At 36.6% G+C, this 21156-nt stretch carries 19 protein-coding genes and 1 tRNA gene; 11 read left to right on the top strand and 9 right to left on the bottom strand.

From position 1 onward, the window contains the following. Nucleotides 1-74 precede the first annotated feature (74 nt). From C8C84_RS01505 to C8C84_RS01490, 4 genes are read right to left on the bottom strand one after another with little or no spacing between them, the layout of a single operon-like run. Nucleotides 75-1460: a TolC family protein gene (locus C8C84_RS01505; RefSeq protein WP_121314936.1), complete on the bottom strand. Its 1386-nt coding sequence runs from the start codon at nucleotides 1458-1460 to the stop codon at nucleotides 75-77. Beyond that, nucleotides 1460-2806 carry an HlyD family secretion protein gene (locus tag C8C84_RS01500; protein WP_121311842.1) on the bottom strand — a complete coding sequence of 449 codons (1347 nt, stop codon included), beginning with the start codon at nucleotides 2804-2806 and terminating at the stop codon, nucleotides 1460-1462. The genes C8C84_RS01505 and C8C84_RS01500 overlap by 1 nt, the downstream gene beginning before the upstream one ends. A gap of 5 nt (nucleotides 2807-2811) precedes the next feature. Continuing rightward, nucleotides 2812-4476, bottom strand: coding sequence for a peptidase domain-containing ABC transporter (locus tag C8C84_RS01495; RefSeq protein WP_121311841.1), 1665 nt, complete (start codon nucleotides 4474-4476; stop codon nucleotides 2812-2814). Nucleotides 4477-4478: 2 nt separating this feature from the next. Beyond that, a complete protein-coding gene (locus C8C84_RS01490) occupies nucleotides 4479-5153 on the bottom strand; it encodes a TetR/AcrR family transcriptional regulator (protein ID WP_121311840.1) in 675 nt (224 codons plus the stop codon). Between the two features lie 146 nt (nucleotides 5154-5299). Here C8C84_RS01490 and C8C84_RS01485 point away from each other — a divergent pair, with 146 nt between their 5' ends. Beyond that, nucleotides 5300-6568 carry an acetyl-CoA hydrolase/transferase family protein gene (locus tag C8C84_RS01485; protein WP_121311839.1) on the top strand — a complete coding sequence of 423 codons (1269 nt, stop codon included), beginning with the start codon at nucleotides 5300-5302 and terminating at the stop codon, nucleotides 6566-6568. Between the two features lie 24 nt (nucleotides 6569-6592). Here C8C84_RS01485 and gpmI read toward each other — a convergent pair whose 3' ends face one another. Both gpmI and C8C84_RS01475 read right to left on the bottom strand, forming a co-directional pair. Then, nucleotides 6593-8119 (bottom strand): 2,3-bisphosphoglycerate-independent phosphoglycerate mutase, encoded by a 1527-nt coding sequence (gene gpmI, locus C8C84_RS01480; RefSeq protein WP_121311838.1) that lies wholly within the window; start codon nucleotides 8117-8119, stop codon nucleotides 6593-6595. Nucleotides 8120-8163: 44 nt separating this feature from the next. Beyond that, nucleotides 8164-10620, bottom strand: coding sequence for a DUF5916 domain-containing protein (locus C8C84_RS01475; protein WP_121311837.1), 2457 nt, complete (start codon nucleotides 10618-10620; stop codon nucleotides 8164-8166). A 191-nt stretch (nucleotides 10621-10811) separates the two neighbouring features. Here C8C84_RS01475 and C8C84_RS01470 point away from each other — a divergent pair, with 191 nt between their 5' ends. Next, nucleotides 10812-11519 carry a murein L,D-transpeptidase catalytic domain family protein gene (locus C8C84_RS01470; RefSeq protein WP_121311836.1) on the top strand — a complete coding sequence of 236 codons (708 nt, stop codon included), beginning with the start codon at nucleotides 10812-10814 and terminating at the stop codon, nucleotides 11517-11519. Here the strand turns inward: C8C84_RS01470 and C8C84_RS01465 are convergent. Beyond that, nucleotides 11508-11951 (bottom strand): GNAT family N-acetyltransferase, encoded by a 444-nt coding sequence (locus tag C8C84_RS01465; RefSeq protein WP_121311835.1) that lies wholly within the window; start codon nucleotides 11949-11951, stop codon nucleotides 11508-11510. The two genes, C8C84_RS01470 and C8C84_RS01465, sit on opposite strands and share 12 nt — an antisense overlap. Nucleotides 11952-12117: 166 nt before the next feature. Between C8C84_RS01465 and C8C84_RS01460 the strand changes: the two genes are divergently transcribed. Next, nucleotides 12118-12190: transfer RNA gene (locus tag C8C84_RS01460), tRNA-Gly, on the top strand. A 65-nt stretch (nucleotides 12191-12255) separates the two neighbouring features. Here C8C84_RS01460 and pepE read toward each other — a convergent pair. Continuing rightward, nucleotides 12256-12966 (bottom strand): dipeptidase PepE, encoded by a 711-nt coding sequence (gene pepE, locus C8C84_RS01455; protein ID WP_121311834.1) that lies wholly within the window; start codon nucleotides 12964-12966, stop codon nucleotides 12256-12258. 158 nt (nucleotides 12967-13124) lie between these two features. Here pepE and C8C84_RS01450 point away from each other — a divergent pair, with 158 nt between their 5' ends. The 7 genes from C8C84_RS01450 to C8C84_RS01420 are packed head-to-tail and all read left to right on the top strand — an operon-like array spanning nucleotide 13125 to nucleotide 19365. Beyond that, nucleotides 13125-13892, top strand: coding sequence for a hypothetical protein (locus tag C8C84_RS01450; RefSeq protein ID WP_121311833.1), 768 nt, complete (start codon nucleotides 13125-13127; stop codon nucleotides 13890-13892). Between the two features lie 36 nt (nucleotides 13893-13928). Next, complete coding sequence (locus tag C8C84_RS01445) at nucleotides 13929-14690, top strand: hypothetical protein (RefSeq protein WP_121311832.1); 762 nt, start codon at nucleotides 13929-13931, stop codon at nucleotides 14688-14690. Nucleotide 14691: 1 nt separating this feature from the next. Beyond that, complete coding sequence (locus tag C8C84_RS01440) at nucleotides 14692-15192, top strand: DUF6702 family protein (protein WP_121311831.1); 501 nt, start codon at nucleotides 14692-14694, stop codon at nucleotides 15190-15192. A gap of 60 nt (nucleotides 15193-15252) precedes the next feature. Then, nucleotides 15253-17502 carry a M1 family metallopeptidase gene (locus C8C84_RS01435; protein WP_199717084.1) on the top strand — a complete coding sequence of 750 codons (2250 nt, stop codon included), beginning with the start codon at nucleotides 15253-15255 and terminating at the stop codon, nucleotides 17500-17502. Between the two features lie 45 nt (nucleotides 17503-17547). Next, a complete protein-coding gene (locus tag C8C84_RS01430; protein WP_121311830.1) occupies nucleotides 17548-17871 on the top strand; it encodes a twin-arginine translocase TatA/TatE family subunit in 324 nt (107 codons plus the stop codon). Beyond that, nucleotides 17871-18440 (top strand): phosphatase PAP2 family protein, encoded by a 570-nt coding sequence (locus tag C8C84_RS01425; protein WP_121311829.1) that lies wholly within the window; start codon nucleotides 17871-17873, stop codon nucleotides 18438-18440. The genes C8C84_RS01430 and C8C84_RS01425 overlap by 1 nt, the downstream gene beginning before the upstream one ends. Before the next feature lie 22 nt (nucleotides 18441-18462). Then, nucleotides 18463-19365: a phospholipase A gene (locus tag C8C84_RS01420; RefSeq protein ID WP_121311828.1), complete on the top strand. Its 903-nt coding sequence runs from the start codon at nucleotides 18463-18465 to the stop codon at nucleotides 19363-19365. Here the strand turns inward: C8C84_RS01420 and C8C84_RS01415 are convergent, their stop codons facing one another. Next, nucleotides 19366-20007 carry an O-methyltransferase gene (locus C8C84_RS01415; protein ID WP_121311827.1) on the bottom strand — a complete coding sequence of 214 codons (642 nt, stop codon included), beginning with the start codon at nucleotides 20005-20007 and terminating at the stop codon, nucleotides 19366-19368. 60 nt (nucleotides 20008-20067) lie between these two features. On the opposite strand from C8C84_RS01415, the gene rlmN reads away from it, so the two are divergent. Next, the gene (gene rlmN, locus C8C84_RS01410) at nucleotides 20068-21108 is read left to right on the top strand and encodes a 23S rRNA (adenine(2503)-C(2))-methyltransferase RlmN (RefSeq protein WP_121311826.1); all 1041 of its coding nucleotides are present in this window, start codon (nucleotides 20068-20070) and stop codon (nucleotides 21106-21108) included. The last annotated feature ends 48 nt before the right edge of the window (nucleotides 21109-21156 follow it).

The raw sequence follows: 21156 nt of genomic DNA, 5'->3' as shown, positions 1-21156 counted from the left end.
TACTGTAATTTAACTTCTTTCCGATTGGTCTATGACCTCGAATGAGTTTGCAAAAGTAATTATTTTAGCCATACTTACTCAGGATTGGCCATGATTTTAAACAAAGTGGCATTCGAATCCAAAAAGCGATTCTCTAATTGTAATTTTGATAACTGAGCGGCAACCAAGTTGTTTTCGCGTGTATTGATTAAAAAGATAGAGCTTTCGCCAAAAGAAAATAGTCGTTCTTCAGAAGACAACATTGTACTGTAATCGTTCACTAGACTTTCGATTAACTGTTGTTGTCTTTCTAATGAAGCTATTTCGGTTTGTTGCGCTTTTATTTTGTTTTTCAATTGAACTCGTTCCAGATCCAAATCGAATTTCACTTCTTGTAATTTGTATTTAGCTAATTCTAAACTTCCGCGTTCTTTTCGTAAAAACACGGGAAAAGAAAAGTTCAAGCCGACTTTGTAATCCTGAAATCGGTAATTGTCAAAATAACTCGGTTCGGATAAATAGGAATAACCCAAATCTATTTTCGGCAGAAGCATATTGGCTTTGAGTTTTCGTTCTACTTCAAGCATTTCGATTTTGTTTTCCAAGGCATTGATTTTGGGATGGTTTTCTAAGGATGGATTTTCCAACATCAAATCGTTAGTACGCAAGGTTTCTTTGATGGTCGCGGCCAAATTTTCCTCAGGAACAATATCGTCCTGCAATTCGAGAGGCAAGTTGTTTTCCAGCCAAAGGAAGTTAGACAATTCCAATTGGGCTTTCGCCAATTTCAAGCGGGATTCTTCTAAACTCAACTTTCTGTTTCTTACGATGATTCCGGCTTCAACACTGTCAATCGCCGGTTTATCTCCTTGTTCGATGGATTTTGTGATTCCGTTGTAACGGACTTCGGCATTGGTCAAATAATTTTGATACAAGGTAACTTCGTTAAAATTTCGCTTCCAGTTGAAATAAGCCACCGAAGCATCATACAAAACTGAAACCGCCATTAAATTTCTTTCGGCCTGACTTAAATTGAGTTGGATTTTGGCTTTTCGCAAATCGGCCATACGTTGGTTAATAAACAATCCTTGACCCAATGGAATTGAAATGCCCAATGAAGTCAATCCTTGATTCGGAACCGTATTTTCAGGATTCAAATAAATACCATCGTTATTGTCAAATCCGGCTTTGATTTCTACGCCATACCAAGTCGGAATTTTGAAACTGCTGTTCAGTATCGAATAATATTCGTTGTCTTTGAATTTTTTCTGTTCAAAATCGACTTCAATTTTAGGATCAAAGCCACCTCGCGCCATCATCAAATTGGCTTGCGCCTGATTGAGTTCTAAATTAGCGCTTTTTACCAAGGGATGGTATTTTTTAACAAAACCTAAATACTCATTATAGGTGAGTTCTTTAGAGGCGTTTTGACTCCAAACCGACATCCCGAAAAATAAAAAGCTTAAAACGATTAATTTCATTACTTTTTGTCTTTTTGAAGGTTGTTTTTTGGTTGGTAATAATTCGGTGGAAAACCGTTTAGTGTTCGCCAAATTTCAAACCAAACCGGAACATTGTCTAACAACGCCAGAGTTTGCGCTCCGGAACCGATACTGATTTGTTTTGGCCAAGGAATATCATTTTCATCAGGAGCAATTAAGACTCTGAATTTTCCGTTATCGCTGATAAAATTTTCGATAGCTACAATTTTTCCGCCAAAAGTGCCGTAAGACATATTGGGCCAACCCGAAAAAACGATGGTAGGCCAACCGTCGAACCAAATTCTCACTTTTTCCCCTTTATGCAATAGCGGTAAGTCGGTTGGTGTAACAAAAGTTTCAACCGCAATATCATATTTCGCCGGCATGATACTGACGATTTGCGTGCCTTCTTTAATCGTTTCACCAATACCCGATTGCAGTGCTCGATTGACATAACCGCTTTGTGGCGCTTTGATGTAATACATGCCGTTTCGTATTTGGTAATTGGTGTATTGGTTTTTGAGTTTGTTGACTTGTGCTTCCGTGTCATACTGACTGCTAAGTGCTGTGTATTGGTCGCTTCGGGCTTTTTGTTCTTTTTCGTTGTATTCTGCGATGAGGCGATTGATTTCTACTTTGGCGTTGATCAACTCGTTTTCACTGGCTAAAAATTTGTTTTCTTGGGTGATGATTTTGGCCTCGGTTTCTTGTAATTTCAAGCGTTTTTCTTCTACATCGGTCATGGGTTTTAAACCTTCTTTGTTTAAAGCTACCGAACGATTGAATTGTGTGGTCGCGATTTTAATTTGGGTTCTCACGGCAACCAAATCCATACTGTCGCTTTTGACTTTTAACCTTGATTGCTTGATTTTATTTTGGGCTTGTTGCAATTTTAATTGGCGTTCGCTTTGAATGGCAGCAATTTGCGCTTCGAGCGAAGTTACTTTTCCGCCATAAGATTTTCCGGCTTGTTCTTTCGCTTTGAGTTGGCTTTCGGTGTTTTTGACCAAGTTGGGATCAAGGTAATCTTCTTTGGTTTCCGAAATAAAAAGAATGGTATCGCCTTTTTGCACAAAATCACCTTCTTTGACATACCATTTTTCAATTCTTCCGGCTATGGCAGAATGAATAGTTTGCGGTCTTTGGTCGGGTTTTAAAGTAGTAACGGCACCGGTTCCGGAGATGTTTTGTGTCCATGGCAAAAACAATATTAATAAACCCAAGAGAGAAACGCCCACAATTATTTTATTCAAAATTTTGTAATGTGGTCGGTTGCTCAGCGTTTTAAAAGTGCTGTATTTTTCTATGCTATCGCCAATTCGGTTGTTGTTTGAAATGTTCAGCATCTTAGTTATTGTTTGGTGTCTTTAATGATTTTTCCTTCGCTCATGGTAATTTTACGTGAACATTTTTCTTTCCAATACTCATTTTTAGAAGAAACGATTAACGTCCATTTGTTCTCTTTAGAAGTGATAAAATTGATAACTTCCTCAGCGGCATCAGTGTCCATTTTATCTAAAGCATCTTCGTAAAATAGAATTTTAGGTCGGTTGATAATGCTACGTGCCAAAAGAACTTTTTGAGCATTTGACGATGACAGTTGTTTACCTTCGGGATAAATTTTGGTATCCAAACCTTTGGGTAAAGACTTGATAAAATCACCCAAGTTCACACTTTCAATTGCCCATTTCAAATCTTCTTGAGAAATCAACGGATTGTTGAAAGTGATGTTTTCTAAAATTGTCCCTTCAAACGGTGTTTCACCAATGATAATGGTGCTGATTTGTGAGCGGTATTGTTCCAAATCAATTTTTCGGTAAGTATCATCATTAATGTATAACGAACCGGAAGTAGGTTGTAACAATCCGGAAAGTATTCGAATCAGTGTTGTTTTGCCGGAACCGTTTAATCCTTCTAAATATATTTTCTCTGATTGTTCGATGGTTAGGTTTATTTTTTCCAAGACATAATCATTGGCATCGGGAAATTTGTAACTCAGATTTTCTGCCGCCAATTGAATATTGGTATAACAGTAATCTGCCGCCTTTGTGCTAGTTTCTTCAATTTCTAAATCGGTTATCTGGCCAATTTTCTCCACGGCTGTCAAAACATCATAAAGCGTTTCTAAACCGATAATGATTTTTTCTACCGAATTGATGACCAATAATATGATGATTTCTGCTGCTACGAACTGACCGATATTCATTTTTTGGTTCAATACCAAATAACCACCAATCAATAGTAAACCGGCAGTAATGATGATTTTAAAAACAATCAATTGAGTGAATTGTCTTTTGATTACGCCAAAATGTCTTTCCCGATAAGCCAAGTATTCTGAAACCAATCGGTCATTTTTAGTCAACGCAAAATCGAAGTTGGAAGATTTTTTAAAACTGAAATTGTTTCGGGCCATTTCTTGTAGCCAGCTCACCACTTTGTACTTGTATTTAGATTCTTTTAAGCTGCTCGATAAACCGGAATTATAAGAAAATCTAAAGATTACATACAATAAAACAATCAGGAAAATGCCAAAGAAGATAAAAAACGGATGATAAAGCGACAGCAATATAATACCGAAAGCAATTTGTAACAACGCTGAAGAAAAGTCAATCAATAATTTGGATGCGCCTTTTTGTATGGTTAACGTGTCAAAAAACCGGTTGGCCAATTCGGGTGGATATTGGTTGTGCAATGCATCGGTTTTGATTCTAGGCAAACGGAAACCAAATTCAAAAGAAGAACGGATAAATATTTTTTGTTGCAAATTCTCTGTGATACGCAACTGCATTAAGGATAAAATCCCTACCAATGCCACTCCGGCAATAACGATAAATACTAAAACGATCCAAGAAACACTTACTCTACCCGATTGAATGAGGTTGATAATCGCTTGGATGCCCAATGGTAGAGACAAACTCACTAATCCGGCGAAAATGGCGTAAAAAAATACCTGAGAAATGTCTTTTCGGTCTAGTTTTAATAGGTTGATTAATCTTTGAGACGCAGTTAGTGCCATAGTTATTTGCTTAAAGTTTTTTGGGCCAAATCAATGTAAAATTGAGTTGGTGAATTGTTTTCGTTACAATTGGTAATGGTTTTCAAATGGTCTTTTAAAAAGTGTTGGTGGAGCGAACCTTCTACAATAGAAGAAGCGAGGCTTTTAGCATAACCATACTCCGGATTCACTTCTTGAATAATTTCAATGATTCGGTTAATCACTCTTTTGTAAACTAAAAAGAAGCCTTCTCTGTTTTCTTCATCCACCTCTTTGGTCAAAAAAGTTTTGGTAAATTCGGCAATGATGATTTTATTCAAAATCGATTCATTGATGTGAAGCGTGGTTGAATCGTCTTCAATTTTTTCGGTAACCATAGTTATGGCTCTTTTGAGTTTCTCCATCGGGTCGACTATGTTAGAAGTAGAAAACACCAATCGGTATTCCATCCATCCCCAATACCAAGAGGACAAGTAAACTAAAAGTTTGTGTTTGCTTTCAAAATAGCGATAAATTGAACTCTCATTGGAATTAATTCTTTCGCCTAGTTTTTTAAAGGTGAAAACTTCAAATCCAATCTCGTCAATCAGGACGATGCTTTCTTGGATAATTTTCTTTCCAAGGGTTGAAGTTTCCGGGTCTTTCACGTAAATCTTTTCGTTTACTTGAATTTTTATGTTAGAAAGTATAGAGTTCATGTTGATAATATTTTAGGCAAAAATAATAGTAATACTATTGAAAATGAAATTTTAACTTTTATTTATAATAATTTGATGGTTGTCTCATGAGAAATGTCATATTTTTATACAGGTTTCCAATATAATTTTGAGCAAAATTTTAAGTTATGAGCAAATATGTTACGGCTGCAGAAGCAGTCAAAGTAGTAAAATCAAACGATAGGGTTTACGTTCAAGCGGCTGCTGCTACACCGACCATTTTAACCAAAGCACTAGCCGACAGAGCTTCAGAGCTTCGCAATGTTGAGGTTTGTCACTTGCACACAGAAGGTCCGGCACCTTATGCCAACCCTGAGTTGGTAGATAGCTTTCATGTGAATTCGTTTTTTATTGGCGCCAATGTTCGCCATACTTTATCAGCCGGAAACGGTTCTTACACACCGGTTTTTTTGAGTGAGTTGCCGCATTTGTTTCGCAAAAAGGTATTGCTGATTGATGTGGCTTTCATCCATGTTTCGCTGCCCGATAAACACGGATATTGTTCGTTAGGGGTTTCCGTAGAAGCAACTGTGGCAGCGATTGAAAATGCCAAAATTGTCATTGCCCAAGTCAATCCGCAAATGCCGAGAACTTTTGGTGATGGTATTCTTCATGTGTCTGAAATTGATTATTTGGTAGAAGTTAACGAACCGATTTTTGGTCACGCGCCAACCCCTTTTTCCAAAGAAGAAGAAAAAATAGGTGAGTATGTCGCTTCATTAATTGAAGATCGAAGTACTTTGCAAATGGGTATCGGCTCGATTCCGAATGCGGCATTAAGTAAATTGACTAACCACAAAGATTTAGGTTTGCACACCGAAATGTTTTCCGATGGCGTGATCGATTTGATTGAGAGCGATGTTATTAATTGTAATTATAAAGGCACCTTGCGCGGCAGAGTTTTAGCCACTTTCTTAATTGGTTCCAAGCGCTTGTATGACTTTGTCAATGACAATCCGTTTATAGAAATGAAGGAATCTTCGATGGTGAACGATACGGCTCGAATTCGTAAAAATCCAAAAATGGTAGCTATCAATTCTGCTATTGAAGTAGATGTTACCGGACAAGTTTGTGCCGATTCTATTGGTGCTAAAATGTATTCCGGTGTTGGTGGTCAAATGGATTTCATTCGTGGCGCGTCTTTAAGCGAAGGTGGAAAAGCCATTATTGCCTTACCATCCATAACTAAAAGAGGCGAAAGCAGAATTGTGCCTTATTTAAAGCAAGGTGCCGGTGTTGTCTCAACCCGTTCCCACGTGCAATACATCATCACCGAAAACGGCATCGCTGACTTGTATGGCAAAACTTTAAAACAAAGACTCAACGAAATGGTGCGAATTGCGCATCCAACGCATCAGGAAAGTATTGAAAGAAGTTATTATGAACTGTTGAAATAAAAAAGCCCTCGAACGAGGGCTTTTTTATAATCTAACTAAAAGCGATTTTCCGGTCATAACCTCAGGTTTTGGAATGCCCATGAGTTCTAAAATAGTCGGAGCCAAATCACCCAAAACACCATCATGAACTCTAATGTGATCTTTATCAACCATAATAATCGGCACCGGATTTGTCGTGTGTGCGGTGTTTGGTGAACCATCAGGATTTATCATGGTTTCGCAGTTGCCGTGATCGGCTATGATAATGGTGGTATAATCATTGGCTAAAGCCGTTTCGACTACTTCTTTGACGCAAACATCTACTGCTTCGCAAGCTTTGATGGCGGCTTCCATTACACCTGTATGTCCAACCATATCGCCGTTGGCAAAATTCAGACAGACGAAATCTACTTCGCCTTTTTGCAATTCGGGAACCAAAGCGTCTTTTAATTCAAAAGCACTCATTTCGGGTTGTAAATCATAAGTGGCCACTTTAGGAGAGTTTCTTAAAATTCGGGTTTCTCCTTCAAATGGTTCTTCACGTCCACCGGAAAAGAAAAAGGTAACGTGTGGATATTTCTCCGTTTCGGCTATGCGTATTTGTTTTTTGTGGTGTTTTTCTAATACTTCGCCTAAAGTTTCATTAAGATTGTCTTTGTCGAAAATTCTGTAGATATTGTTGAAAGTATCATCATAATTGGTCATTGTAACATAATACAAATTCATTTTGTGCATGTTGAAATCGAGGTGGTCTTTTTGCGAAAGGACTTCGGTCAATTGTCGGCCGCGATCTGTTCGGAAGTTGAAGAAAATAACCACATCGCCTTCTCTAATAGTAGCAATCGGTTCGTCGTTTTCATTGGTCATTACCATTGGCGGAAGAAACTCATCGGTCACATTATTAGCATAGTATTCCTGAATGCTTTTGACAGCATTTTTGGAATGAGCACCATTTCCGTTTACAATTAAATCATAAGCCAACTTTACACGTTCCCAACGTTTGTCGCGATCCATGGCATAATAGCGTCCAATTACAGTAGCCAGTTTGACCGATGTGCCTTTAATATGATTGGCGATATCGGCGATAAAACCCGCGCCTGATTTAGGATCAACATCACGACCATCGGTAAAAGCATGGATGTAAACTTTGGAAAGTCCACCATCATAAGCGGCATCCACTAATCCTTTGAGATGATTGATGTGAGAATGTACGCCGCCATCGGAAACAAGTCCGAGAAAATGCACTGCTTTGTCATATTCTTTAGCGTATTGAAAAGCATCGGCGATGGATTTTTCTTTATTGAAAGTTTTGTTTTCTACCGCCAAATTGATTTTGGCCAAATCCTGATACACGATTCGGCCGGCGCCAAGATTCATGTGACCGACTTCGGAATTACCCATTTGACCTTCGGGTAAACCTACGTTTAGACCGTCAGTTCTTAATTGAGCATTTGGGTATTGTTTATATAAGCCGTTAATAAACGGAACATTGGCATTGTCAATGGCGGATACTTTGGGGTCAGGTGATTTTCCCCAACCGTCTAAAATCATCAGGATTACTTTCTTGTTCATGAGTATAATTTTGAACCACAAAGATAAAGCTAAAAATTTGTTTTTTAGAAGCGCTCTCTGGTTTTGGGTTTGGTAAACGAATTGTAAAAGCGAGAATTTTTCACCGAGTTGTAATCAATAAAATAGCGAATACTAATAGAGAAAACATGATTCAGGTTTTCACTGTCGAGGACATCGTTGAGGTTGCTTTCATATTGGCGACTGAATTCTCTGCTGAAAAGAGAACTGTTGTTTCGGTATAAAATACTCACTTGACTTCCGGGAGCAAACCACCAGGAATAGGTAAGATCGAGATTCCATAAATTCAGGTTTGAATTTTTATTGGTAGTATAAGTCGCGTTGTTTACATAGCTACCGTCATTCATTAGCGTTAAGATTTCATGATTGGTGACATACGACCAATAATGGCGAACATTTAAATTAAAGTTCATCTTGTTGTTGATGGAATATTTACCTTGTAGGGTATTGATATACGTAATTCTGTTTCTTCTGGCGAAAATGGTATTGTCATCGGTGTCAAAATCAATCCAGCCAACATTGTTGTTTTGCCTGTTGGCGCTAAAAACATAGATTAAGGAAAAACGATCATTGAAACGGTATCTGGGACTTATGGAAACACCATAATTCCTTCGGTCTTTTTCATCAAAAACAGTTAGGTAGGGATTAATATCAATGGCAAATTTTCGATTGTAATTGGTAGACCATAAAAAGTAAGTCCTGACGTTTCTCGGAATAGCTACAAAACGTTGTTCTTCAAAAGATCTAGGCTCATAAAAATCGTATACTTTTAAAGGATTGGAGTATATTCCAAAGCCATAAAAATCATTTTGTTTGTCGAAGGCATTAAAATATAAATTCAGGTTTCCGGCTTGAATTCTTCCGGTTCTGTTGTCAAATTCTGTGTAAGAGTTAAGAAAGGCTTGAAAAGAATTGAATATTTTATTCGGATTAACTGTTCTATAGTTTGAATTAATATAAAAACCGTGATAATGTGTCATAAAATTGATGCCCAAATCATTGTTGTCAAAGTCTTTTGAAGCATAAACACTACCAATGCTATAACGGTAATTGCCATTAGTTTCTCCTAAATTAATATTAGCAGCAATTCCTTTTTTGTCTTCAATATCAAAGATGTTGTTAACATAGCTGTATTTAAAAGCTCCCGATAAATTATAAGTATTTTTCTTGGTGTTTAAATCCCAAACCAACGCAGAAACATTAGCGTCTCTGAACTCTCCATTTCGAGTTACATTGGTGTTGATTAGTGAAATAGAAGAGTTTTTTCTGAAGCGTTGGTCTAAAACAAAAACATTGTAATTGGCTAATGGCGCAATATTTTCAATTCGAGTTTCTCCAGTATCGTTGTTTTTGATTAAAATGCTGGTATTCTCTGTTACAGCATTTAAAACCCCGATTCCCAGTCCTTTTTTGGTTCTCCCGGAAACTTTTAAAGCATTGATTAATCTTATGGAACCGGGTTGGTCAATAACGGTTTCATTATCAGCTATGTTAATTTCAGGAGTTTCTCCAATTCTTCGCGTGTAAAGCAAACTTCCTTTGCTGAACAAATCTGTTCCTTCGGTAAAAAAAGGTCGGTTTTCGCTAAATTGTTGTTCGAAAGCGGTGAGGTTTAATTCGACATTGTCAAATTTGGTTTGTCCAAAATCAGGTATTAAAATCGCGTCTAAAGTAAATGCATCGTTGATGCCATATTTTATGTCCATACCGCCTTTAAATTCACCCACTGTTTTTTGAGATTTACTCGAATACAAATATTGTGAAGCATACGGAATTAAGAATAATCGAGTAGGTGTTTCAATATTTTCTATACCTTCTAAAATACCCGCTTGTGTACTTTCGTTTGCGATTTTTCTGTCGAGCATTGACCAAGAATACTGTTGTCTGAAACGGCGAACTTCACGGTAAAAATTTATACCCCAAGTTTGTTTTTTTTCCGATGGAAATCTCAATGCGGCATAAGGTATTTTCATTTCAACACGCCATCCGAAATTGGTCACATCAACATGACTGTCCCAAATAGCGTCCCATGAAAAATCTTCTCCATTGGCTTCGGTATAGACCCCATCTTGTTGAACACCAGACGCACTTACAAAAAAGCGAAACTCTTGTTGCCCATCATTGTAGCCATTCAGAAGAACGCCAAAATGATCTGCGGTAGCGAAAATATCTCTTAAGGTAAGCTCTTTTAAAATTTTTTGAGGTTCGTCATCATACAAGGTTGCGGCAACATAAATAGCCGTGTTGTCGTACACTATTTTTACTTCGGTTCTTCTTTCATTGGGAGCAGGTTTTCCATTGTCAGGTTCAATCATCACAAAATCAGTAGCAATGGCCGCATCCTTCCAAGCCAATTCATCAAACTTACCGTCAATAGTGATTTTGGTATCAGTAGAACGGGTTTGAAGCGTTTTTTTTTGACCAAAAACCAGGCCGGACAAAAGCAAAAAAACATATAGAAATAAGTAGGAAAATTTAGGCATTGATGATTTTGTTAGACAAACAAAAATAACTATTTAATTGATATTTACAATCTTTAGCTCATTAAAAGCTATTGATTTAGATGGAATTAAGAAAATTAAAATTAGCTTAATAAAAGTCAAATAATTTGGTTTTATATAAATATAATATATATTTGCTCAACCCACGTCTAATATTAAACCTATAACAATCAATGAATTATAAAACCTTCTCTTTGTTGTTTTTTGTGTTGTTGATGTCTTTCAACAGCTTACCGGACAAAACAAACCCGACCATTGCAAGCCCTGAAAAAATCGTAAAAACGGTTTCTGAAAATGTATCTGTTTACAGTCAAATAGACGCTAACTCTTTTGCGTTGCCTAGTTTTGAGAGCTTTAATCTGGCGTTAGACGGATTTAATCATCTTAAAGAAAAAGGACTGATTCAAAAAAATATACTGACGATTGTTGATTTTAGTTTGTCTTCCAATGCCAAAAGACTTTGGGTGATAGATTTAGACAAAAATATTGTTTTGTTTCAAACCTTAGTGGCTCATGGTAGAAATACCGGTGAAGAATTTGCCCAAGCTTTCTCTAATCAAGCCGAATCTTTTAAAAGCAGTGTTGGTTTTTATGCCACAGCTGAAATCTACAAAGGCAAACACGGCATGTCCTTGAAATTAGATGGTTTGCAAAAAGGTTTGAATGACAAAGCCAGAGAAAGAGCCGTAGTAATGCACGGCGCTGACTATGTTTCGGAGTCTTTTATCAAGCAACACAGCAGATTGGGTAGGAGTTTAGGTTGTCCGGCTGTTCCGGTTGAACTTAATCAGAAAATCATCAATGTGATTAAAGACAAATCTTGTTTGTTTATTTACCATCCGGCGGCCAAACAAGAAATTGTTTCCAAGTTAGCTTCTTAGTTTTTTCCACATTACATAATGTACACCAACATCAGGAATATCAAAAGGTTTTCCAATGATTTCGTAGCCCATTTTTTCGTAAAATCCTACTGCATTTTCACGCGCATTGAACCAAATTAAAGACACGTTTTGAGTCTCGAGTATCTTTTCAGAATGTTCAACCAATAGACGTCCAAATCCTTTTCCCTGATTGTTTTCTAAAACCGCCATGCCTCTGATTTGGCTTTGGGCTTTATCTTCAAAAAGAGAGTTGTTATTTTCAAAAAGCGAAATTACGCCTTCAATTTTACCCTGTTCATACAAACCAAAATGTTGTGTTGAAACGAAATCATCACCTTCAAAGTGACAACTTTCAAGTGGTTTTCCTTTTCGGAGCACCGGATGGCGCACGGAAAAAGTTTCTTGGGCTGAAATTTTTCTAATATCTAACATTGTTGTTTTTTATAACTTAATGGTTTTCTATGGTTTATCAATCGTAAAAAAATCTTTGGCTTTTTTCTTGAAAAAAATTTGCATCAAAAGAAACTTATTCTTTATATTTGCACTCGCAAACAAGTTCACGGAACATCTTATTTAAATAAGTGCTTTGCGAAGTAATGCGGAAGTAGCTCAGTTGGTAGAGCTCCAGCCTTCCAAGCTGGTTGTCGCGAGTTCGAGCCTCGTCTTCCGCTCTTAAGTTAAAACCTCTAATTAACGTTAGAGGTTTTTTTATGCAAAAAAAAGAGTGGTTTTAATTTTATTCTCCTAAATAAGCCAAATCTGTTTCCGGTGCTAATTCTTCCGGAGTTTGATTCTGCTGAAACAATCTTGCTGTCAAACTTCCTTTTAAAATTATCTTTTCACCGGTAACTTCCAGCCAACTACCTTCTCGCAATCCTAAAACCGGAGTAGTGTTGAAGGCGTGGAATTCTTTGATTCTCGTTTCGCGGGTTTCGCCCATGTGTTTGCTATTCAAATCCGGATCTAAATAATGCGGATTTAAATTAAACGGAATCAATCCCAAAGTTTTAAAACTTGGCGGATAAATAATCGGCATGTCATTCGTTGTTTGCATCGTCAAACCGGTAATGTTGCTTCCGGCGCTTGAACCTAAGTAAGGCGTTCCGTTTTCGACCGTTTTGGCTAAAACTTCCATGACATCATTTTGATACAATTGGGTAACCAATAAAAAAGTATTCCCACCACCGGTAAAAATTCCTTGGGCTTTTTGAATCGCAACTGTAGGATTTTCAAATTCATGTAACCCTTTTACAGTCTTATTAATTTTGGCGAAAGCCAAACGAACATTCGCCGTATAATCATCATGAGAAATTCCTCCCGGGCGGGCATAAGGAATAAAAAGGATTTCACTACAGTCTTTGAAGTGATTTTCCAAGGTTGGCAACAAATAGTCTAAATAACTTCCTCCGTGTACCGTTGATGTGCTGGCTATAATTGCTTTTTTCATTTTTAATTCATTTTACCTGACTGCCACTGGCCGTCCTACTCTTAATATCAAATCTCAAAAGTAGTGTTTTTGCTAATTTTATTTAACAAAAAATTACCAAGACGTTGGCATTTATTTAGGATAGCGGTAAGATATTTTTACCAAATCTAAATCTTGACATGAAACTTTTTATTAAAATAGTATTATTACTTCTGACCGTTAATACCTTTTATGCTCAAAATGTTGAGACAAAAAGTGTAAAGGGAAAAGTGGTTTGCGAGTCTGTTGATTTAGATGGAATTTACATTATCAATTTGAGTAGCGATACTTCTACGGCTACTGAAAAAGAAGGGTATTTCACGATTAATGTTAGTGTTGGTGATACTTTACTGTTTTCTGCGCTACAAATAAAAGGCAAAAAAATAGTGATTTCGGAAATGGATTTTAATTCCGAATTGCTTTTGGTGAAGTTGGAACCGATGATTAACAAATTAGATGAATTAGTCATCAAACAATACAAAAATATCAATGCTGTTTCTCTCGGGATTATTTCTCCCAACACCAAACATTATACTCCGGCAGAAAGAAAATTAAAAACAGCTTCAGGTGTCGATATAGCCGGAAATACTGATGGTTCTAGTGGAGCTTCGGCAGGTCTTGACCCTTTGTTTAATTGGATGTCAGGACGAACAAGTTTGCTTAAGAAAGAATTGGAAGTTGAGCAAAAAGAAACATTACTCAAGAAATTAGAAAGTCAATATGGTCTTGATTATTTTATTCAAAAATTAAAAATACCCGAGGATTATGTCAAAGGATTTTGGTATTATGTGGTTGAAGATACAAAATTTTCTGTAGCGCTAAATGCCAAAAATAGAACGTTGGCAACCTTTATCTTAACCGAGTTAGCAGTAAAATATATCGATCTATTGAAAGTTGAAGATAAATAGTTACTACTTTTGAATAGTAATAAAAAACAATCCAAAATGAAGTGCCTGATACTGATTTTACTTTTTTGTATTCAAAATATCGGATTTTCACAATCTACAGAATTGGTTTTTCTGAAAGGTAAAATTGTTTGTTCTATCAAAGAACTCAACCAAATAAATGTTTTCAATCTTCGCTCAGAATCATCAACAACAACCAATGAGACAGGAGATTATTCGATGTTTGTAAAAGTAGGTGACACGCTTCGATTTAAAAGTTTACAAACAGAAACCAAGGACATTGTTATTCAGCAGGATGATTTAACCAAAAAGCTTTTGGCAACCACACTTATTCCAAAAGTGATTGCGTTGGCAGAAGTTGAAATCAAAGAATACAAAAACATTAATGCCGTGTCTCTTGGTATTTTAGACAAACCGGCTAAAAAATATACTCCGGCCGAAAGAAGATTAGCCGCCGCAGAAGAATTCCATTGGTACAGTCCATTGTTAATTCCGTTAGGCGGGATGAGTTTTGACGGGTTAATCAATTCAATCAGTGGAAGAACGGCTATGTTGAAAAAAGAACTCGAAGTAGAGAAAAAAGAGCTGTTAATGATTAAAATCGAAAACCAATTCGAAACCAACTATTTTACCGAAAAATTAAAAATCCCTGAAGAGAATGTAAAAGGTTTTTTGTTTTATGCGGTTGAGGATTCAAAATTAATGGAATTAATTAATGACAAAAATAAAGAGATGTCAAAATTCAGGATGAGCGAATTGGCAACTAACTATTTAGCCTTGCTAAAGCCTGAGAAAGAATAATATGAAAAGATTACTAAAAATATTTCTTTTGTTTTTGATTTTTGTCGGACTTACGTCGGCTGATTCGCATCGGTTTTACGTGTCAATTTACCAAATAGATTTTGTGCTTCAGAAAAAAAGGATTGAAATCACTACCAGAATTTTCGTGGATGATTTGAATGATGCGGTCACCAAAGCCTATAAAAAACACACCAACATCGGCACTGAAAAAGAAACGCCTGAAGATGTTGTTTTGCTAAAAAAATACCTTGCTGAAAATTTTAAGCTCTCCATAAATGGCAAACCAAAAGCCTATAATTATTTGAGTAGCGAAGTCGAAACCAATGTCGTTATTTGTTATTTAAGCATCAAAGATGTTACTAAAGTTACTTCGCTCGGTGTTGAAAATTCTATCCTTATTGATGTGCATTCCGAGCAACAAAATATTATTCAATTCAACAATAACGGCAAGAAGCAGAACCTTTTATTGTCTTCAGCAATCACTAAAGGAATGTTAAAATAATTTTCGATTTTATTCCTTAAAGTAAATTTATATACATTTATAACCTTAAAAGAAAAGGCTATGAATCCTAAAACTAAGGTTTTATCAATGTTAGTGTTGTTTGTTATGGGTTTAGCCCAAGCCCAAGAAGCGCCAAAAACTACTAAATCAGAAGAGAGAAATCCGGATAAATTCAAGCAAATGTATGATTTATTGGCAACGCCCAATATGTATCGTACAGCATCCGGTGCGCCCGGACCTGAATATTATCAGCAACAAGCCGATTATAAAATCGATGTAGAATTGGATGACAAAAACCAAAAGTTGTATGGTTCAGAAACCATTACTTACACAAATAATGCTAAGGAATCTCTAGATTATTTGTGGGTTCAATTAGACCAAAACGAAAAAGCGAGAAACTCCAATTCGCCTTTGGTAGAAAATAAAAAAACCGATCCGGCGATTTCGGCCCAAGCCTTTTCCAGAAAATATTTAGAAGAAGATTTTGACGGTGGCTTCAGAATCGAATATGTAAAAGATGCGCAAGGAAAGCTGATGAATTATACCATCAACCAAACTATGATGCGTATTGAATTGCCTAAACTTTTAAAACACAAAGAAAAAATTACTTTTTCCATCAAATGGTGGTACAATATTAATAATTACACTATTGATGGCGGTCGTTCGGGTTACGAGCATTTTGAAAAAGATGGTAATAATCTTTATATTTTAGCTCAGTTTTATCCAAGAATGGCGGTTTACAGCGATGTTGAAGGTTGGCAAAATATGCAATTTTGGGGTTCGGGCGAGTTTGCTTTGACTTTTGGAAATTATGAAGTAAATATCACCGTTCCGTCCGATCATATTATGGAAGCGACAGGTTCATTGATGAATAGAAGTGAAGTTTTTACGCCGGAACAATTAAAAAGATACGCCGAAGCCGAAAAATCTTTTGACAAACCAATTGTTGTAGTAACCCAAGCCGAAGCCGAAGCCGCAGAAAAAGGGTTTTCAGACAAGAAGAAAACCTGGAAATTCAAAGCGGAAAATGTTCGTGATTTTGGTATTTCAACGTCAAGAAAATTCATTTATGATGCAATGGCGGTAAAAACAGGCAGCACGACTTCTATGGCAATTTCGTTGTATCCAAAAGAAGGCAATCCGCTTTGGGGTGAATATTCTACCCGAATTGTGGCGCATACACTTAAGAGTTATTCCTATTATACTTTCGATTATCCTTATCCAAAAGCAGTGTCAATCAACGCTAGAGACCAAGGTATGGAATACCCAATGATTTGTTGGAATTATGGTCGTCCTGATGAAAATGGGAAATATTCCGACCAAACTAAATACGGCATGTTAGGGGTGATTTGTCACGAAGTGGGACATAATTTCTTTCCAATGATTGTCAATTCCGACGAGCGTCAATGGACATGGATGGATGAAGGTTTGAATTCATTTATGGAATATTTAGCTGAAAAATCATTTGATCCTAATTTCCCAACGCGTCGTGGTCCGGCCAAAAATATTATCCCTTACATGAGCGGTGACCAAACCGGTCTAGAGCCGATTATGACCAATTCAGAGAGTTTGCGTCAATTTGGAAATAACGCTTACGGAAAACCGGCAACAGCCTTAAATATCTTGCGCGAAACGATTATGGGCCACGATTTATTTGATTATGCATTTAAAACGTATGCGAATCGTTGGAAATTCAAACATCCAACACCGGAAGACTTTTTCAGAACCATGGAAGACGCTTCAGCAGTCGATTTAGATTGGTTTTGGAGAGGTTGGTTTTATACTACTGATTATACTGATATCGGTATTAAAGAAGTTAAAAAATATTTTGTGTCCAATGAAGCTTCGAAAGAAGTCAGCGATTTTTTAAAGACCAGACGTCGTCGTGATTCAAGAAACGGTGCCATGGTTTATATGATTGCCGAAGGAAGTGAAGATTTTAAACCAGAATTGAATAAACCTTTCAAAGTTCAGGATTTTCAAGCTTTGGATGATTATGTAAACAAACAATTCACCGCTGAAGAGAAAGCCAAATTAAATGAACCGAAGTACTTTTACCAAGTTACTTTTGACAAACCCGGCGGATTGGTGATGCCAATTATTGTCGAAATTACTTTTGAAGACGGCACGACGGAGAACCATTATTTTCCGGCTCAGATTTGGAGAATGAATGACAAAGAAGTCATAAGAACTTTCGCCACAAAAAAAGCCATTACTAAAATTGTAGTCGATCCAAAGCAAGAAACAGCCGATATTGATACATCGAATAATTCTTGGCCAAAAACAACCGAAAAATCAAAATTTGATTAGTAGAACTTTGTAACTTTGCAACTTCATAATTAAGCTTTTCAAAATATGTTTGGAATAGGTGGCGGCGAATTAATTTTTATCATTTTTATAGCGTTAATGCTTTTTGGTTCCGATAAAGTTCCGGAAATCGCACGAACTTTGGGTAAAATAATGGCACAGCTGAAAAATGCAACCAACGATATTAAATCTGAAATTCAAAAAAGTGCCGATGTACAAGAAATCAATGAATCAGTTAAAGGTTTGACGGCTACTTTTACCGATGAAGTAGAGAAAGTCAAAAGCAATGTCACAGAAAATATATTGCCGGAAGTCAACAAAGCCGCAGAAGATTTAGATTCCTTAACCGGTCCTATAAAACGCCAATTTTAATGCTTGAAAAAATAATCGATCTCGACAAGGAATTACTGGTATTTCTTAATAGTTTAGGTTCTGAACGATGGGATGGATTATGGATTATTATTACCAAGCAAGCCTATTGGACTCCGATTTTTTTATTCATTTTTTATCTTTTACAAAAGAAAATAGGCTGGAAAAATTTTGGTTATTATGTCCTTTTCACCGCAGTGATGATTCTTATTTGTGATCAAACCGTGAATCTTTTCAAATACAGTTTTGAACGTTTGCGACCTTGCAACGACGAAGAAATCAAAGGCATTATCAGATTGGTAAAAACCAGTAGTTCGTTTAGTTTTTTTTCCGGACATGCGACCAATTCGATGGCGTCAGCCGTTTTTGCTTATATGATTTTAAAGCGATATTACAGACATGCTTATTTGTTGTTTTTATTTCCTTTAATCTTTGCTTACAGCAGAATTTACTTAGGGTTACACTTTCCAACAGATATCATAACAGGCTATACTTTCGGGGCCATTTCCGGATATTTGGTCTTCAAAGGATATCAGAAATTTTTAAAGAATAACTTTTCCAAGGATAACTAAAACCTTCTAAAAAAGACTTAATATGGGTTTACATTTTAAAAAATCGATTTTGGGTCTAAGCTTTTTTTTGTTGTTGTCACCATTGGTATTTTCACAAAATCCATTAGAAACAAAACACGAAATCATCAAAAAAAGCTTTTCGCAGCAATGGGAACTCGACAGTATTGACCGATGCGGAACTTTTAGATTAGTTTCCTACAAACCGATTTATGTTACCGCAGGAAGATGGTCAAGCAAGCCCAATCAGTTTCCGGTAAGTGAAAATCCTGAAAATTCTTCTACAGTTTCTCAAGACTATAACAACTACGAAGCTAAATTCCAATTGAGTTTTAAGACCAAAGTAATGCAATCTATATTTTGGGGCAAAGGCGATTTGTGGTTGGCTTATACTCAAAAAGCACATTGGCAAATTTACAATTCAACTTTGTCTCGTGCCTTTAGAGAGTTGAATTATGAACCCGAATTTATCTTAAATTTTCCTCTCAACATTGAACTCTTTGGCGGAAGATTGAAAAGAACCGGAATGGCCTTCAATCACCAATCCAACGGAAGAGCTTTGCCGCTTTCCAGAAGTTGGAACCGAATCATTTTTAATGTTGGCTACGAAGCCGGCAATTGGCAAGTTGAATTAAAACCTTGGATTCGAATTTCTGATGAAGAAGATGAAAACCCGGAAATTACCAAATATGTCGGAAATGGCGAACTTGAATTAGCCTATGAATACAACAGGCATGAGTTTTATGTCATAGTGACGCACCCGTTTAATACCATGAAATATGGCAGTTTACAACTAAATTATGTGTTTCCAATTGAAGGACATATTAGAGGTCATGTGCAATTCTTCCATGGTTATGGAGAAACTATGATTGATTACAATCACGAGCAAACCACCTTAGGAATCGGAATTTCTTTCGCGAATTGGTAATTATTTTATTCGGCTAACCGTTAAGCCATCGCGAATAGGTAATAAAACGGTTTCTACTCTCGAATCATTTTTCAGGAGTTCGTTATATTCTAAAAGGATTTTGGTGGTAATGTCCTTAGGATTTACTTCTTCCAAAACTTTTCCACTCCATAAAACATTGTCGGAAAGTATGATACCGCCTTTATTCATCATCGGAACAATCATATGAAAATAGTTGATGTAGTTTTCTTTATCGGCATCAATAAAAACCAAATCATATTTTTTATTTAAAGTCGGAATAATTTTCAAAGCTTCGCCAAGATGTTGCGTAATTTGGTTTGACCATTGGCTTCTGTTAAAGTATTTTCTTTGAAAATCGACTAATTCTTCTTCAATGTCTAAGGTGTCAATCATTCCGTTTTCGGCTAAACCTTCGGCCAAACATAAAGTGGCATAACCTGTATATGTTCCAATTTCCAAGATATTCGTTGGATGAATAATTTTGGACAACATACTCAAAACTCGGCCTTGAAAATGACCACTCAACATTCTGGGTTGCAGTATTTTTTGATACGTTTCTTTATTAAGCTGTGCTAACAACTCAGGTTCGTCTTGGGAATGTTGCGTTACATACTGATCTAATTCGTCGGAAAGGAAATGCATGATATTATTTTTTACAAAAATACAAATTAACAACTAACCAAAATACCCTAAATTTGCGCCATGGAAATCGAGAAAAAAGACATCCGAAGTTTGACTAAAGCACAATTGCGTGATTTTTTTGTGGCCAATGGCGACAAAGCATTTCGTGGTAATCAAGTCTATGAATGGTTGTGGAGTAAAGCCTCGCATAGTTTTGAAGACATGACTAATGTGTCAAAAGAAACCAGATTAATGCTAGAAAACAATTTCGTAATCAATCATATCAAAGTCGATACCATGCAACGTAGCGAAGACGGAACGGTCAAAAATGCGGTTCGTTTGCACGATGGTTTAATCGTAGAAAGTGTTTTGATTCCGACCGATACCAGAACAACAGCTTGTGTTTCGAGTCAGGTGGGTTGTAGTTTGGATTGTAATTTTTGTGCGACAGCGCGTTTGAAAAGAATGCGAAATTTGGAACCGGGAGAAATTTACGACCAAGTTGTTGCCATTGATAGAGAAAGTCGTTTGTATTACAATCGCCCGCTTTCCAATATAGTTTTTATGGGAATGGGCGAACCGTTGATGAATTATAACAATGTGATGAAAGCCATTGATATGATTACATCGGAAGAAGGTTTAGGTATGTCACCCAAAAGAATTACGGTTTCTACTTCAGGTGTTTCCAAAATGATTAAAAAAATGGCTGATGATGAAGTGAAATTCAAATTGGCGGTTTCATTGCATTCCGCTATTGAAGAAACCCGAAATCATATTATGCCATTCACCAAGAATTTTCAGTTGCCCGAATTGAAAGATGCTTTGCAATATTGGTACCAAAAAACCAAAAGCAAAGTCACTTATGAATATGTGGTTTGGAAAGGCATCAATGACGATAAAGCTTCGATTGACGCTTTGGTGAAATTTTGTAAATATGTGCCTTGTAAAGTCAATTTAATTGAATACAATCCCATCGATGACGGTGAATTCCAACAAGCGTCAGACGAAGCGATTGACAATTACATCAAAGCTTTGAGTAAATATGATATCGTGGCGAAAGTGCGTCGAAGTCGCGGAAAAGATATCGATGCAGCTTGCGGCCAATTGGCTAATAAATCATAAAAAAAGCTCTCTATTAGAGAGCTTTTTCTTTTTATAACTAAGTCAAAA

The sequence above is a fragment of the Flavobacterium sp. 102 genome (assembly GCF_003634615.1).
Classification (GTDB): Bacteria; Bacteroidota; Bacteroidia; order Flavobacteriales; family Flavobacteriaceae; genus Flavobacterium.
The sequence above is the reverse complement of the archived record's forward strand: the minus strand, read 5'-3'. Positions and strand labels throughout refer to the sequence as shown.